Here is a 15,236-nt window from a genome sequence, read left to right on the forward strand (position 1 = left end):
TGGGTTTGCAACCAAATTTCATCCATAACAATAAATGCTCAATGGAGCTGAGTGAGCAAGCCCGTGAAAGAAAGAAAGTCAAGACCTGTTAATTTAGATTTGCAGACCATTCGCTTTCCGATCACAGCAATCGCATCGATTTTACACCGGGTCTCTGGTGTGATTACGTTTGTCGCGGTCGGGATTTTACTTTGGTTATTAAACATTTCCTTATCATCCCCTGTCGGTTACGCGCAAGCTGCTGACATCGTCGATGGCTTCTTCGTGAAGTTCATTTTATGGGGCATTCTGACGGCATTGGCCTATCACATTGCAGGTGGTATTCGTCACCTGTTGATGGATCTGGGTCATTTCGAAGAGCTGGAATCTGGCGCGATGAGCGCTAAGGTTGCATTCGCAGCAACAGCCGTGTTGTCTCTACTTGCGGGGGTAATGGTATGGTAAAACACATCTCATCCTTTGGTCGTAACGGTGTGCACGATTTCTTACTCATTCGTGCTACGGCCATCATCATGACACTCTATACGATTTATCTGGTGAGCTTTTGTGCCTTCACCGATATCTCTTACATATCCTGGACTCAGTTCTTTGGTGGTACGTTTACGAAAGTATTCACCATGCTCGCCCTCGTGTCTGTCCTAATCCACGGTTGGATTGGTTTGTGGCAGGTGCTGACCGATTACATCAAATGCGCCAAGTTACGTGGTGCGCTTCAGTTGGGTGTGATCGCGATTCTATTGGGTTATTTCTTCTCTGGTCTATTTGTATTGTGGGGTGCGTAAGTGTCTATTCCAGTTCGTGAATTTGATGCCGTAGTAATCGGCGCTGGTGGTGCAGGTATGCGTGCTGCACTGCAAATTTCAGAGCAAGGCCTGACGTGTGCTTTGCTGTCCAAAGTCTTCCCAACTCGTTCTCATACTGTATCAGCGCAAGGCGGTATTACCGTTGCGCTCGGTAACTCGCATAAAGACGATTGGCAATGGCACATGTACGACACCGTTAAAGGGTCGGACTATATTGGCGACCAAAACGCCATTGAGTACATGTGTAAAAACGGACCAGAGTCTGTCATCGAACTAGAGAAAATGGGTCTGCCATTCTCTCGTTTCGATAATGGCAGCATTTACCAACGTCCTTTCGGCGGTCAGTCGAAAGAGTTTGGTGGCGAACAAGCCGCTCGTACTGCTGCTGCCGCTGACCGTACGGGCCACGCGTTATTGCACACCCTGTATCAGCAAAACGTCAAACACAAAACCACCATTTTCTCTGAGTGGTACGCACTTGATTTGGTAAAAAACCAAGACGGCGCCATCATGGGGTGTACCGCTATTTGCATGGAAACGGGTGAAATCTGTTACTTCAAATCCAAAGCTACGGTACTTGCGACAGGTGGTGCGGGGCGTATTTATGCCTCAACGACTAACGCACACATCAACACAGGTGATGGTGTGGGTATGGCGCTTCGTGCTGGTGTGCCAATGCAAGACATGGAAATGTGGCAGTTCCACCCAACTGGTATTGCCGGCGCGGGTGTTCTGGTTACAGAAGGTTGTCGCGGTGAAGGTGGTTATCTTCTTAATAAAGATGGCGAGCGCTTTATGGAGCGCTATGCGCCGAATGCGAAAGACTTGGCAGGTCGTGACGTGGTCGCGCGCTCAATGATGATTGAGATTCGTGAAGGTCGCGGTTGTGACGGTCCATGGGGTCCACACATCAAACTCAAGTTGGATCACTTGGGTAAAGATGTGCTTGAATCGCGTCTACCAGGCATTTGTGAGCTTTCTAGAACCTTTGCTCACGTCGATCCGGTTAAAGAGCCTATCCCTGTTATCCCGACCTGTCATTACATGATGGGTGGCGTACCAACTCAAGTGTCCGGTCAAGCGATCAAACAGCTGGCAGATGGCAGCGATGTTGAAGTTCAAGGTCTGTTTGCTTGTGGTGAAATTGCCTCTGTATCTGTGCACGGTGCTAACCGTCTCGGGGGTAACTCGCTGCTTGATTTGGTGGTCTTTGGTCGAGCGACGGGTCTACACCTTGGCGAGACTTTGGCGGCTCAAGCAGAAGCACGCCCAGCGACAGAGTCTGACATCGAAGCGTCACTGGCGCGCACTATGCGTTGGGAGAACAGTAAAGGTGGTGAAGACCCAGTTCAGATCCGCAAAGATTTGCAAACGTGTATGCAAAACAGCTTCTCTGTCTTCCGTGAAGGCGACGCGATGGCAACGGGTCTCGAAGAGCTTAAAGTCATTCGTGAGCGTTTAAAAGACGCACACCTTGCGGACAAATCTTCTGAGTTCAACACCCAGCGTATCGAATGTTTAGAGCTAGACAACCTCATGGAAACGGCGTTCTCTACTGCCGTTGCAGCGAACTACCGTACGGAAAGTCGTGGAGCGCATGCCCGTTTTGACTTCCCTGAGCGTGATGATAACAACTGGCTATGTCACTCAATTTATAACCCGGAAACCGAAGCGATGACCAAGCGTGATGTCAACATGACACCAGTTCATCGTGAAGCATTCCCGCCGAAAGTACGTACATACTAAGGGAGGATTGAATCATGAAACTAAACTTCTCTTTGTACCGCTACAACCCAGATGTAGACAGCAAACCTTATATGAAGGACTACACTCTAGAGGTCGACGAAGGCTCTGACATGATGGTGTTGGATGCTCTGATTCTGCTGAAAGAGCAAGATCCTACGATTGCATTTCGCCGTTCATGCCGTGAAGGTGTCTGTGGATCTGACGGTCTGAACATGAATGGTAAAAACGGATTAGCCTGTATTACACCGCTGTCGGCATTGCAAGGTGACAAGATTGTCATCCGTCCACTGCCGGGATTGCCTGTCGTGCGTGATCTAATCGTTGACATGACACAGTTCTATGATAACTATTCGAAAGTTAAGCCATTCTTGATTGACGACGGCGCACTTCCCCCATCAAGAGAGAACCTACAATCTCCTGATGAACGTGCTCATTTGGATGGATTGTACGAATGTATTATGTGCGCATGTTGTACGACATCCTGTCCGTCTTTCTGGTGGAATCCTGACAAATTTATAGGCCCTGCGGGCCTACTTGCCGCTTACCGTTGGCTGATTGACAGCCGTGATACGGCGACAGATGAACGCTTATCAAATCTTGATGACGCATTTAGCGTTTTCCGTTGCCACGGCATCATGAACTGTGTAAGTGTTTGTCCGAAAGGGTTAAATCCGACGAAAGCGATTGGTCACATTAAGACCATGCTCGTGAACCGCTCGGTTTAATGGACAATAAAAATTGCCGGTCATAATGTCGTGACCGGCTCTTATTAGCTCGGCGCAGACCGAAGCAAACGTGAAAACTACTGGTTAAGGGAAAATATGCACAACGGCGTGATGAAGGCATGGCTCGAGTCTTCACACTTGGCTGGCGCCAATGCAACGTATGTAGAGGACCTCTACGAACTGTATCTAAGTGATCCCGATCTGGTAAGTGAGGAGTGGAAACGCGTGTTCGATGGCTTGCCTAAGCCTGACAACGAAGTGGTTGAACAGCCACATTCGCGTGTCCGTGACTACTTCCGACGACTCGCTCAAGAAACAAAGCATTACAATGTCCAAGTTAGTGATCCAGATGTCGACGCTAAACAAGTAAAAGTACTTCAGTTAATTAATGCTTACCGCTTTCGTGGACACGAAGCGGCTCAATTAGACCCCCTAGGATTATGGCAACGCCCACCTGTGGCTGAGCTTGATCCTGCTTTCCACTCTCTCACAGAAGACGATCTAGAAGAATCCTTCAACGTAGGTTCATTTGCTATTGGTCAAGAGACCATGCCGTTGAAAGACATCTACTCTTCGCTGAAAAAAATCTACTGTGGTTCAGTGGGTGCTGAATACATGCACATGACCGACACCGAGCAAAAGCGTTGGATTCAACAACGTCTCGAGTCGGTCGTCGGCCAGCCGACGTTCAGCCAAGACGAGAAGCGAACATTCCTTGACGAGCTTACCGCAGCGGAAGGCCTAGAGCGTTACCTTGGCGCGAAGTTCCCTGGCGCGAAGCGTTTCTCACTCGAAGGTGGGGATGCCCTAATCCCTATGACCAAAGAGCTGATTCGTCACGCAGGCTCAAGTGGTATGCGTGAAGTCGTGATTGGTATGGCGCACCGTGGCCGTTTGAACATGTTGGTCAACGTGCTCGGTAAAAAGCCACAAGATTTGTTTGATGAATTCGCGGGCAAACACGACGAAACATGGGGAACGGGTGATGTGAAATACCATCAAGGTTTCTCTGCTGACTTCGCTACCCCAGGTGGTGATGTCCACCTCGCGCTTGCTTTTAACCCGTCTCACCTTGAAATCGTCAACCCAGTTGTCATGGGCTCAGTGCGTGCACGTCAAGACCGTTTAGGTGATAAAGACGGCAGTACCGTTTTGCCAATCACCATTCACGGTGACTCAGCGATTGCCGGTCAAGGTGTTGTGGCAGAGACGTTCAACATGTCTCAAGCACGCGGCTTCCAAGTGGGTGGTACGGTTCGTATCGTGGTGAACAACCAAGTCGGCTTTACGACGTCTAACCCAAGAGATACGCGCTCAACCATGTACTGTACGGACATCGCTAAGATGGTCCAAGCACCGATCTTTCATGTCAACGCAGACGATCCAGAAGCGGTGGCGTTTGTGACGCGTATCGCCCTTGACTACCGTAACGAATTCAAACGCGATGTGGTGATTGACCTGGTTTGTTACCGTCGTCACGGTCACAACGAAGCGGACGAGCCGAACGCGACTCAGCCGCTGATGTATCAAAAAATTAAGAAGCACCCCACACCACGTAAGCTCTACGCCGATGTGTTGATGGAGCGCGGTGATTTCGGTATCGACGTGGCCACGCAACTGGTCAATGAATACCGTGATGCGCTTGATCGTGGTGAAGTGGTGGTCAAAGAGTGGCGCCCGATGGCTCTGCACTCAGTGGACTGGTCTCCATACCTTGGACACGAGTGGGATATGCCGTGGAGCAATACCTTTGATAAAGCGCGTCTGCTTGAACTAGGCAAACGTATTTGTCAGTACCCAGAGAGCCACAAGCTCCAGAGCCGAGTGAATAAGCTCTACAACGATCGTCAAGCTATGTTAAGCGGTGAGAAAGCGGTCGACTGGGGTATGGCTGAAACCTTAGCCTATGCCACCTTGGTTGACGATGGTAAGCGTATTCGTATCTCCGGTCAGGATTCAGGTCGTGGCACCTTCTTCCACCGTCATGCAGTACTGCACAACCAAGCGGACGCCAGCACGTATGTGCCACTGTCTAACATCCACGACAAACAAGGCCCGTTCCAGGTATTTGACTCGGTGCTGTCTGAAGAAGCCGTGCTTGCGTTTGAATATGGTTATGCGACCGCTGAGCCGGGCGGCCTGACGCTATGGGAAGCGCAGTTTGGTGACTTTGCCAACGGCGCGCAGGTCGTGATTGACCAGTTTATCTCGTCTGGTGAACAGAAGTGGGCCCGTTTGTGTGGTTTGACGATGTTGTTGCCGCACGGCTATGAAGGTCAAGGACCAGAGCACTCTTCTGCACGCTTAGAACGTTATCTACAGCTATGTGCAGAGCAAAACATGCAAGTGGTTGTGCCGTCAACGCCAGCTCAGGTGTACCACATGATTCGCCGTCAAGTGGTTCGCCCGATGCGTCGTCCTCTGATTGTGATGTCTCCGAAGTCGCTGCTGCGTCATCCTTTGTGTACGTCTACCATGGATGAATTGGCCGATGGCACATTCCAAGCGGCAATTGGCGAAATCGACAACTTAGAGCCAGCCAAAGTGAAACGTGTCGTGTTCTGTTCCGGTAAGGTCTACTTTGACCTGCTTGAGCAGCGTCGTAGCAATGAACAAGACGACGTCGCGATTGTTCGTATCGAACAGCTTTACCCATTCCCACTGGAAGAGGTGAAAGCCGCTATCGAACAATACACCAACGTGGAAGATTTTGTCTGGTGTCAGGAAGAGCCGCAAAACCAAGGGGCTTGGTACTGCAGTCAACACAACTTCCGTGCTGCTATTCCGAAAGGCGCAGATCTTAAATACGCGGGCCGTCCTGCGTCAGCATCTCCTGCGGTCGGCTATATGTCAGTACACTTGAAACAGCAAAAGGCGCTCGTTGAAGACGCGCTAAACGTGAATACAAAAACTTCGGATTAAGAACTAGAAGTTAAAGGAAGAAACCGATATGACAATTGAAATTCTGGTTCCAGATTTACCTGAATCTGTTGCTGACGCTACGGTCGCGACGTGGCACAAACAACCTGGTGACGTTGTAGAGCGTGACGAGGTGTTGGTGGATATTGAAACGGACAAAGTGGTTCTAGAAGTCCCAGCGCCAGAAGCGGGTGTACTTGAAGCCATTATTGAAGTCGAAGGCGCAACCGTGCTCTCGAAGCAGCTTCTTGCCAAACTTAAGCCAGGTGCGGTCGCCGGTGAGCCAACGACTGACACAACAGAAGCGTCAGAAGCGTCACCAGACAAGCGTCACAAGGCGTCATTGAGCGAAGAAAGCAATGATGCACTTAGCCCAGCAGTGCGTCGCCTACTCGGTGAGCATGGCCTTGAAGCGAGCCAAGTTAAAGGCACGGGCGTAGGTGGTCGCATCACGCGTGAAGATGTTGAAGCACACCTTGCGAACGCGAAAGCAGCACCTCAAGCGGCAGCGCCTGCAGCCGTTGAAGCCCCAGCAGCGGCACGTAGCCAAAAACGTGTGCCTATGACGCGTCTTCGTAAGACAGTGGCTAACCGTCTACTGGAAGCGAAGAACAACACCGCGATGCTGACAACGTTTAACGAAGTGAACATGAAACCTATCATGGACCTGCGTAAACAGTACAAAGATCAGTTCGAAGAGCGCCACGGTACTCGCCTTGGCTTTATGTCTTTCTACGTCAAAGCGGTGACGGAAGCATTGAAGCGTTTCCCAGAAGTGAACGCGTCTATCGATGGTGACGATATCGTTTACCACAACTACTTCGACATCAGCATGGCGGTATCGACGCCACGTGGCCTAGTGACGCCAGTATTGAAAGACTGTGACACCCTAGGCTTTGCAGATATCGAGAAAGGCATCAAAGAGCTTGCGATTAAAGGTCGTGATGGCAAATTGACGGTCGACGAATTGATGGGCGGTAACTTTACTATCACTAACGGTGGTGTATTTGGGTCATTGATGTCAACGCCAATCATCAACCCACCTCAGTCAGCAATCTTGGGTATGCATAAAATTCAAGATCGTCCAATGGCGGTGGATGGCAAAGTCGAGATCTTGCCGATGATGTATCTCGCGCTTTCATACGACCACCGTCTGATTGATGGCCGTGAGTCCGTTGGCTTCCTAGTGACCATCAAAGAGCTATTGGAAGATCCAGCACGTCTGTTATTAGACGTTTAATATCGCTGAAACGTCTAGCTGTCTTAGATAGCTAGACGTCTAAAGTTTCAAAGGCTAGACTCGCTCAACTGTCTGGCCTTCATTTGAATCGCAGTGTCGGTAACGAGATATGCGGTTGATTTGAGAAGACCCTACAGACGTAATGCAGTTCGCTGCGACGTTATGGAAATAATAATCCCTTAAGGGAACATAAACGGAATATCAAAATGAATTTGCATGAATATCAAGCCAAACAGCTGTTTGCAGAATTCGGTTTGCCTGTACCTAAAGGTTACGCGTGCAGCACGCCTCAAGAAGCGTACGAAGCAGCCGGTCGAATTTCGACAACCAAGAAAGTAGTCAAATGTCAGGTTCACGCGGGTGGACGTGGTAAAGCGGGCGGTGTAGAACTGCACGAAACCAAAGACGGCGTAAAAGAGTTTGCGCAAAAGTGGCTAGGTAAGAACCTAGTGACTTACCAAACTGATGCGAATGGCCAGCCGGTTACTAAGATCTTGGTTGAAGAAGCGTCTAACATCGCCAATGAACTCTACCTTGGCGCAGTTGTCGACCGAGCAAGTCGTAAAATCGTATTCATGGCCTCAACCGAAGGCGGTGTGGAAATCGAGAAAGTGGCAGAAGAAACGCCAGAACTGATCCACAAAGCGGCGATTGACCCATTGGTTGGCCCTCAAGCTTATCAAGGCCGTGAACTTGCCTTCAAACTCGGCCTTGAAGGTGACCAAATTAAACAATTTGTGAAGATCTTTATGGGTCTTGGCACTATGTTCTCTCAATATGATCTTGCTCTGCTTGAGATCAACCCGTTGGTGATTACCGGTGAAGGCAGCCTGCTTTGCTTGGACGGTAAGATTAACATCGACTCCAACGCACTTTACCGTCAGCCTAAACTGCGTGAAATGCACGATCCTTCACAAGAAGATGAGCGTGAAGCACACGCTGCTCAGTGGGAGCTAAACTATGTTGCACTTGATGGTAACGTTGGCTGTATGGTCAATGGTGCTGGCCTAGCGATGGGTACGATGGATATCGTTAACCTACATGGTGGCAAGCCTGCAAACTTCCTAGATGTGGGTGGCGGCGCGACGAAAGAGCGTGTTGCTGAAGCCTTTAAGATCATCTTATCTGATGACAATGTTAAAGCCGTACTCGTCAACATCTTTGGTGGTATCGTGCGCTGTGACATGATCGCAGAGGGCATCATCGGTGCGGTTAAAGAAGTAGGTGTAAACGTACCGGTTGTGGTTCGTTTAGAAGGTACAAACGCCGATCTCGGTCGTGAAGTGCTTGCGAATTCTGATGTTGATATCATTGCAGCTGAGTCGCTCACCGACGCAGCTCAGAAAGTTGTTGCTGCTGCGGAGGGCAAATAATGTCTGTACTAATTAACAAAGACACCAAGGTAATTTGTCAGGGTTTCACCGGCGGTCAAGGCACTTTCCACTCTGAACAAGCGATTGCTTACGGTACGCAAATGGTCGGTGGCGTTTCTCCGGGCAAAGGTGGCCAAACTCACCTCGGCCTACCGGTATTCAATACCGTACGTGAAGCCGTTGAGGCGACAGGCGCAACAGCCACTGTGATTTATGTACCAGCACCTTTCTGTAAAGACGCGATCTTAGAAGCGATCGATGCGGGTATTGAGCTTATCGTTACCATTACCGAAGGCATCCCAACCACGGACATGATCGACGTGAAAGTGAAGTTGGAAGAAACCGGCGTTCGCATGATTGGTCCAAACTGTCCAGGCGTTATTACTCCTGACGAATGTAAGATCGGTATCATGCCGGGTCACATTCATAAGAAGGGTAAAGTCGGTATTGTGTCTCGTTCTGGCACGCTTACTTACGAAGCGGTTAAGCAGACGACAGACGAAGGCTTTGGTCAGTCAACATGTGTGGGTATCGGCGGCGACCCAATTCCAGGTTCAAACTTCATTGATATCCTGAAATTGTTCCAAGAAGACCCTGAAACGGAAGCGATTGTAATGATCGGTGAGATCGGCGGTACTGCGGAAGAAGAAGCGGCGGCGTACATCAAAGAAAATGTCACTAAGCCAGTTGTTTCTTACATCGCGGGTGTCACTGCGCCTCCTGGCAAACGTATGGGCCACGCGGGTGCGATCATTTCAGGTGGTAAAGGAACAGCGGAAGATAAATTTGCTGCACTTGAAGCGGCAGGTGTTAAGACGGTGAAATCACTGGCTGAGATCGGTAAAGGTCTCCGCGAAGTGACGGGCTGGTAATCTTAGCATTACGCTCACGTATACAAACAAAGGCTTGGCAGTGAAATGCCAAGCCTTTTTATTTGTCGGGCTCGTTGGATTATTAGCCTAGCTTCGCTTCAATGGCTGCTAATCGGGCGGTGAGCTCGCGTACTTGCTGCTCAAGTTGAGCAACGCGATCTTCTTCAAGAGGCGGCTTTGCCGCGACTTCAACTTTTGGTACGCGCAGTGACGCTTTCCAGCTTTTAATTGTTGTGATCAGCGCTGGCATGGGAATGGGAGTAGAAAGCCGAGCTTTGACCAAGGCAACCGTCGGCTCTTTACCTTCTTGGCTGAGTTGTTCTAATACCTGTTTGAGCTCTTGGCTCACATCCTGAGTAAGCATAGTGACTCCTTGTGTGTAATCGATCACATGATACTCGGCGACGATGAAGAAAACGAATAGAAAATTTGGTAATTGCGTGTGCGAGATCTCGCACAAAGCGTGTGAGAAAAATTCGTCATTTTGCTAGCTCTTATATCAATAGTGAAATATAACTGTTTGATAGTATTTGATTATTTTTGTTGTTTATGAGTTGTAAATATAAAAGAAATGACCATCAGACTTGTCCAAAATCGTCAATCACGTAAATTAATCCCTGTCGGAAGGATGCTGACACGGAACAGGAAACAGCACGGATTGCACTCTTCAGGATGAAGAGAGATTGGCCAGGATGGACAATCGCGCAGGATGCTAGGATAGCCGTACGGACACGGTTTCGCTGATAGGACATTAGCGATCAAGGAACGAAATGGACCCCTCTAGGATGAGGCAGGACAGCATCAGGAAGATGCCAAGGACACCGCTCAAGGAACAAGTGATGAGCGCTAACGGGGAAGGTTAGCACAAAGGACAAACAGGACACCGCTAGGATGGCGAAGTAGGAAGAGACTGACGGATCACAGTCACTATTAAGGAAGATGCATGGAGCACCTTTTGTAGCCGGACTGCTGCGAGTAAGACTATAGCCCCGATACGTAAGTATCGGGGCTTTTCTTATTCCACGCTTTTTCCTATCGATGCTTTTGCCTACGGACGTTAGTCTAGCGGCCCTACGTGTTTAATCCTTAGTGCGTCTACAGGCGATGTGGCTCTAACCAGATATCACGCAGGTGAAACCCTTGCATGGTGATCGTTCCTTGATAACAGTCGTCACCAAGCGACGAAAATTCAAATAGGTAAATCGTATGCCAACGCCACTGACCCTGTGGCGTTTTTAGTTTGTGTCCATCTAGCGCCACACTTAAGAGCTGTAAGCCTAATTGGTCGCACTTACGTATGGCGATTGCTTTGGCGATCTCGGCCTGACGACGATGTTGCCAAAAAATAAAACAGCCAAAGCTCAGTGCTAGGATGGCCAGCAAGTTGTCAATCATACGCCCTCTTTTCTACTCGGCTTTGGTCGCTTTCTGAAGGTTCAGCAGCGCTTGAGCCAACTCAGGGGAGGGGCTGGTGTGGAGCAACGGCAGCAGGACCATACGCAGCTCAGGGAGCATCACCAGATCGGCAAACAGCTGATTAAAGAGTGTTTGATTACCAGTTTGCGCCAGTCGCAGCAAGAACTGCTCTGCGATGTCTTGATCTGACAGCCAGTGCCAGCAGCGGCCAGCAATAGCGATGAGCACTTCTTGATGACTGAGCAGCGGCGAGGCTAAGAGGGTTTCAACCAAGCGGTGACTCAGTTGATGGTGACTGCCCGATAACGCGCGAGTCAGTGCGGAGAGCAAAAACAGATCCGGCGTTTTGGCCTCCATCTCCTTGTGCGCCATTTCACTGAGTCGCTCGGCTAATTTGCTGGGTAGTGGGGACGTATGTTCGAGCACCCCAAGCAGAGCATACAGGGGCTGGCTAGGCAGCGATGTGAGGGACTTACGTATATGCACGCCATTTTGGTCACGTCCTAGACGTGCGCACATATCACTGATCCCTTGAAGTCCGACAGTCTGCCACTGTTCAAAGCCTAATCCACCTGAGAAATAGTGTTGCGCGTGTTCATAGTACTGACTACAAGGAAGGTCGAGTTCGGCGCGAATTTGACTATGGAAAACCGCCATCTTGTCATCGCTGGGTTTGAACGTATAGGGGTTGTTGGATAGCTTCTGTTGCTGCTCCTCACTCATCTCTTGATTTAAGCGTGAGCCCATCGCCTCGATGACGTATTTAATAAATTGGCCAATGTCCGCTTGTTGAAACAAGCCACGCTCATCCAACTCGAATTTTAAAAACCAAATCCAAGGTTGCTTGTGTTCATTCCAATAGGCGATCGCGAGGTGTGCTTTACGTTGAAGTGGGTAAGGGTAGGGTTTCTGTCCTTGTTCCACATCAGAAAATGTCTGAGCATCAATGACGCTGATGCGACGGCCTAAATCGAAGACACGGTAGTCGCAATGGCTGTTTTTCAGCAGGTCAGTGAGTGAGTGAATGGTATCCATCGATGAATTGTCCTAACTTTCTTTCCTCTATAAATGGTACTCTTATCATTAATTTCAAGGTTTCACGTTTAGGTTTATGACACAGCAACAACAATTGCTCACCTTGTTTGCGTCTATTCAAGCGCAACTGCAAGCATTACAACTTTGGCAACATACTCGACCTGATGAGCCACAACTTGTGAGCGCACAGCCCTTTGCGATGGATAAGCTTGCTCCTGAAGCTTGGCTTCAATGGATCTTTGTCGACAAAATGACCGCGATGATCGAGAACGGTGAGCCTCTTCCGAGCGGTTTTGCTATCGCGCCCTATTTTGAGCAGTGTTGGCAGTCAAACAGCGACTATCAGCCGTTGCTTGAACTGATAAGACAGGTGGATGAGGTGTGTCAATGCCGCTAGAGATTCTTTACCAAGATGCGTATTTTGTCGCGGTCAATAAGCCTGCGGGTATGTTGGTGCACCGCAGTTGGCTAGACAAGCACGAAACGCAATTTGTGATGCAGACGCTTCGCGATCAAATTGGTCAGCATGTATTTCCTCTTCATCGCTTAGATAGACCCACATCGGGCGTGCTGATGTTTGCGTTGTCCAGTGAAGTGGCAGCAGAGGCGATGCCGATGTTCGCTGAACATCAAATGGAGAAAACGTACCATGCCGTTGTGCGCGGTTGGATTCATGAGGCGGCTCGCCTCGACTACGCGCTTAAGTTAGAGTTGGATAAAATCGCCGACAAGTTCGCGAGCCAAGAAAAGGAAGCGCAAGAGGCCATTACCGATTATCGTCCACTGGCAACAGCGGAGGTGCCTTATTCCACAGGACCGTTCCCTACGTCTCGCTACGCGTTAATGGAGTTAAAGCCTCTTACCGGTCGCAAGCACCAGCTTAGACGCCATATGGCCCACCTGAGGCACCCTATCGTCGGTGATACTACACATGGTGATGGTAAGCATAATCGATTATTTCGTGACGTCTTTGATGCACACAGGTTGATGCTGCATGCCTCGCGGTTGAGTTTTGTTCATCCTTATACCCAAGAGCCCATCACCATCGTTGCGCCAGTCGATGAGTGTTGGCTGAGGATCATGGCGTCGATGTCTTGGCCGCTCGAACGTTTAACGGATTGATGAGAACACAAACGCAAAGAGCGCAGACTGGGTCTGCGCTCTTTTATGACTTGAATTGTTAGGGCAAGTGCGTGAAATGGTAAAGTACGCGCTTAGCAAGCAAGATAATCGCGAATCGCGCGCTCTATGCCCTTTGCATCTAGGCCAAGCTCTTGATGCAACTCTTCTTGTGTACCTTGAGCAATAAACTCATCCGGTAAACCCAGGTTAAGCACAGGTTTGAGTAGCTTATTCTTCATCATGAACTCAATCACGCCTGCACCTGCGCCGCCTGCAATCGCGTTTTCTTCAATGGTAACCAGCACATCGTGTTGCGCTGCCAGTTCACGAATCAGAGCTTCATCAAGCGGTTTAACAAAGCGCATGTCAGCAACTGTGGCATCTAGGCCCTCAGCCGCCTCGAGTGCGTTCGCAAGGAAGGTACCAAAACTCAAGATAGCGACACTCGGGCCCTCTTGAGAGTGGCGAGATTGACGAACGACTCGCCCTTTACCGATCTCCAGTGCCGTGAACTCGGTTTCAATCTCAACGCCCATGCCGCTGCCTCTCGGATAACGAACGGCACTAGGACCTTGATGCTGATGGCCGGTGTAAAGCATTTGTCGGCATTCATTCTCATCACTCGGCGCCATGATGACCATATTCGGAATGCAACGCATAAAGCTTAAGTCAAACGCCCCTTGGTGGGTCTGACCGTCAGCGCCCACCAGACCAGCGCGATCGATGGCAAACATGACGGGCAAATCCATGATCGCGACGTCATGAATCAGTTGATCGTAACCGCGCTGCAAGAAGGTCGAGTAGATCGCGACGATAGGGTGATTGCCCGCAATCGCCATGCCCGTTGCTAAGGTCACAGCGTGTTGCTCTGCGATCGCAACGTCGAAATACTGTTTGGGGAACTCTTTAGAGAAGCGCACCATACCAGAGCCTTCGCGCATGGCTGGCGTGATGGCCATCAATTTCGGGTCGATGGCCGCCATGTCACACAGGAAGTCACCGAAGATTTTTGAGAATGTCGGCTTACCGCCGCTGCTTTTTGGCAGCGAGCTGTGGCTTGGATCAAATTTAGGCACACCGTGATAACCGATGGGATCTTTTTCTGCGGGTTCATAACCTTTGCCTTTTTTGGTCATGATATGCAAAAACTGCGGCCCACTGAGTTCACGCATGTTTTTCAGCGTTTTCACTAGTTCATTAACGTCATGGCCGTCAACAGGACCAATGTAGTTAAAGCCCAGCTCTTCAAACAGAGTCCCTGGTACCACCATGCCTTTTAGATGCTCTTCGGTACGACGAACCAGTTCTTTAATCGGCGGCACGCCAGAGAGGACTTTTTTGCCCCCCTCACGAATCGAGGTGTACAAGCTGCCAGACAGCACTTGCGCAAGATGGTTGTTAAGTGCACCAACGTTTTCTGAAATGGACATTTCATTGTCGTTGAGGATCACCAGCATGTCAGGGTGAACGTCACCGGCGTGGTTCATCGCTTCAAACGCCATACCTGCGGTGATGGCACCATCACCAATCACACTAACGACTTTACGATCTTTCCCTTCACGCCCAGCGCTGATCGCCATGCCGAGCGCGGCACTGATCGATGTGGATGAGTGTCCGACAGAGAGGGTGTCATACTCACTCTCTTCACGCCAAGGAAAGGGGTGCAGACCGTCTTTTTGACGAATAGTCGGCATTTGCTCACGGCGACCCGTTAGAATCTTGTGTGGGTAAGCTTGATGACCGACGTCCCAAATCAACTTGTCAAATGGCGTATTGTAGACATAGTGTAAAGCGACCGTGAGTTCCACCGTACCAAGACCGGAGGCAAGGTGACCACTCGATTGGCTCACCGAGTTGAGTAAGTAGGTGCGTAGCTCGTCACACAACGCTGGCAGCACATCTTTCGGCAGCGAGCGTAGCTCCTGCGGCGTGTCAGCCAGTGCAAGTGTCGGATACTTTGAAATATCAAGAGTCATAGTTATGCG

Annotated in this window: 14 protein-coding genes; 10 read left to right on the top strand and 4 right to left on the bottom strand. The window is 49.9% G+C overall.

Going from position 1 to position 15,236, the window contains the following annotated elements; genetic code table 11:
• The first annotated feature begins 51 nt into the window (after positions 1-51).
• The 8 genes from sdhC to sucD all read left to right on the top strand — a co-directional run bounded on the left by sdhC (position 52) and on the right by sucD (position 9,678).
• On the top strand, positions 52-444 hold the full coding sequence (gene sdhC / locus AC6R0L_RS08465; RefSeq protein ID WP_334555199.1) for a succinate dehydrogenase cytochrome b556 subunit: 393 nt from the start codon (positions 52-54) through the stop codon (positions 442-444).
• Positions 438-782 carry a succinate dehydrogenase, hydrophobic membrane anchor protein gene (gene sdhD / locus AC6R0L_RS08470; protein ID WP_334555200.1) on the top strand — a complete coding sequence of 115 codons (345 nt, stop codon included), beginning with the start codon at positions 438-440 and terminating at the stop codon, positions 780-782. The genes sdhC and sdhD overlap by 7 nt, the downstream gene beginning before the upstream one ends.
• A complete protein-coding gene (gene sdhA / locus AC6R0L_RS08475) occupies positions 783-2,549 on the top strand; it encodes a succinate dehydrogenase flavoprotein subunit (RefSeq protein ID WP_334555201.1) in 1,767 nt (588 codons plus the stop codon).
• A 14-nt stretch (positions 2,550-2,563) separates the two neighbouring features.
• The gene (locus AC6R0L_RS08480; RefSeq protein WP_500628852.1) at positions 2,564-3,274 is read left to right on the top strand and encodes a succinate dehydrogenase iron-sulfur subunit; all 711 of its coding nucleotides are present in this window, start codon (positions 2,564-2,566) and stop codon (positions 3,272-3,274) included.
• Between the two features lie 96 nt (positions 3,275-3,370).
• Positions 3,371-6,196 carry a 2-oxoglutarate dehydrogenase E1 component gene (gene sucA / locus AC6R0L_RS08485; RefSeq protein ID WP_487903181.1) on the top strand — a complete coding sequence of 942 codons (2,826 nt, stop codon included), beginning with the start codon at positions 3,371-3,373 and terminating at the stop codon, positions 6,194-6,196.
• Between the two features lie 28 nt (positions 6,197-6,224).
• Positions 6,225-7,433, top strand: coding sequence for a 2-oxoglutarate dehydrogenase complex dihydrolipoyllysine-residue succinyltransferase (gene odhB, locus AC6R0L_RS08490; protein ID WP_334555204.1), 1,209 nt, complete (start codon positions 6,225-6,227; stop codon positions 7,431-7,433).
• A 206-nt stretch (positions 7,434-7,639) separates the two neighbouring features.
• Positions 7,640-8,806, top strand: a complete 1,167-nt coding sequence (sucC, locus tag AC6R0L_RS08495; RefSeq protein WP_334555205.1) for an ADP-forming succinate--CoA ligase subunit beta — start codon at positions 7,640-7,642, stop codon at positions 8,804-8,806.
• Complete coding sequence (gene sucD, locus AC6R0L_RS08500; protein ID WP_334555206.1) at positions 8,806-9,678, top strand: succinate--CoA ligase subunit alpha; 873 nt, start codon at positions 8,806-8,808, stop codon at positions 9,676-9,678. Before sucC ends, sucD begins: the two co-directional genes overlap by 1 nt.
• Before the next feature lie 82 nt (positions 9,679-9,760).
• Here the strand turns inward: sucD and AC6R0L_RS08505 are convergent, their stop codons facing one another.
• The 3 genes from AC6R0L_RS08505 to AC6R0L_RS08515 form a co-directional block, all read right to left on the bottom strand.
• Positions 9,761-10,042 carry a hypothetical protein gene (locus AC6R0L_RS08505; protein WP_487903182.1) on the bottom strand — a complete coding sequence of 94 codons (282 nt, stop codon included), beginning with the start codon at positions 10,040-10,042 and terminating at the stop codon, positions 9,761-9,763.
• A gap of 731 nt (positions 10,043-10,773) precedes the next feature.
• Entirely contained in the window at positions 10,774-11,073 is a 300-nt protein-coding gene (locus AC6R0L_RS08510; RefSeq protein WP_500628853.1) for a DUF3301 domain-containing protein, read from the bottom strand.
• 12 nt (positions 11,074-11,085) lie between these two features.
• Positions 11,086-12,129: a DUF3549 family protein gene (locus AC6R0L_RS08515; RefSeq protein WP_500628854.1), complete on the bottom strand. Its 1,044-nt coding sequence runs from the start codon at positions 12,127-12,129 to the stop codon at positions 11,086-11,088.
• Positions 12,130-12,205: 76 nt separating this feature from the next.
• On the opposite strand from AC6R0L_RS08515, the gene AC6R0L_RS08520 reads away from it, so the two are divergent.
• Together AC6R0L_RS08520 and truC are read left to right on the top strand one after the other, a co-directional pair.
• The gene (locus AC6R0L_RS08520) at positions 12,206-12,526 is read left to right on the top strand and encodes a YqcC family protein (protein WP_500628855.1); all 321 of its coding nucleotides are present in this window, start codon (positions 12,206-12,208) and stop codon (positions 12,524-12,526) included.
• Positions 12,517-13,251, top strand: coding sequence for a tRNA pseudouridine(65) synthase TruC (gene truC, locus AC6R0L_RS08525; RefSeq protein ID WP_500628856.1), 735 nt, complete (start codon positions 12,517-12,519; stop codon positions 13,249-13,251). Before AC6R0L_RS08520 ends, truC begins: the two co-directional genes overlap by 10 nt.
• A 92-nt stretch (positions 13,252-13,343) precedes the next feature.
• On the opposite strand, the gene dxs is transcribed toward truC, so the two are convergent.
• Positions 13,344-15,227, bottom strand: a complete 1,884-nt coding sequence (gene dxs, locus AC6R0L_RS08530; protein ID WP_487902607.1) for a 1-deoxy-D-xylulose-5-phosphate synthase — start codon at positions 15,225-15,227, stop codon at positions 13,344-13,346.
• Positions 15,228-15,236: the final 9 nt, after the last annotated feature.

The organism is Vibrio sp. R15-SG3-ISO1A (genome assembly GCF_059833955.1).

What these genes read in the sequence shown, in the direction of transcription:
- sucA (WP_487903181.1), top strand. Translation starts at nt 3,371, where the DNA reads ATGCACAACGGCGTGATGAAGGCATGGCTCGAGTCTTCACACTTGGCT.
- AC6R0L_RS08505 (WP_487903182.1), bottom strand. Translation starts at nt 10,042, where the DNA reads ATGCTTACTCAGGATGTGAGCCAAGAGCTCAAACAGGTATTAGAACAA.
- sucD (WP_334555206.1), top strand. Translation starts at nt 8,806, where the DNA reads ATGTCTGTACTAATTAACAAAGACACCAAGGTAATTTGTCAGGGTTTC.
- AC6R0L_RS08520 (WP_500628855.1), top strand. Translation starts at nt 12,206, where the DNA reads ATGACACAGCAACAACAATTGCTCACCTTGTTTGCGTCTATTCAAGCG.
- dxs (WP_487902607.1), bottom strand. Translation starts at nt 15,227, where the DNA reads ATGACTCTTGATATTTCAAAGTATCCGACACTTGCACTGGCTGACACG.
- odhB (WP_334555204.1), top strand. Translation starts at nt 6,225, where the DNA reads ATGACAATTGAAATTCTGGTTCCAGATTTACCTGAATCTGTTGCTGAC.
- AC6R0L_RS08515 (WP_500628854.1), bottom strand. Translation starts at nt 12,129, where the DNA reads ATGGATACCATTCACTCACTCACTGACCTGCTGAAAAACAGCCATTGC.
- sucC (WP_334555205.1), top strand. Translation starts at nt 7,640, where the DNA reads ATGAATTTGCATGAATATCAAGCCAAACAGCTGTTTGCAGAATTCGGT.
- AC6R0L_RS08480 (WP_500628852.1), top strand. Translation starts at nt 2,564, where the DNA reads ATGAAACTAAACTTCTCTTTGTACCGCTACAACCCAGATGTAGACAGC.
- truC (WP_500628856.1), top strand. Translation starts at nt 12,517, where the DNA reads ATGCCGCTAGAGATTCTTTACCAAGATGCGTATTTTGTCGCGGTCAAT.
- AC6R0L_RS08510 (WP_500628853.1), bottom strand. Translation starts at nt 11,073, where the DNA reads ATGATTGACAACTTGCTGGCCATCCTAGCACTGAGCTTTGGCTGTTTT.
- sdhD (WP_334555200.1), top strand. Translation starts at nt 438, where the DNA reads ATGGTAAAACACATCTCATCCTTTGGTCGTAACGGTGTGCACGATTTC.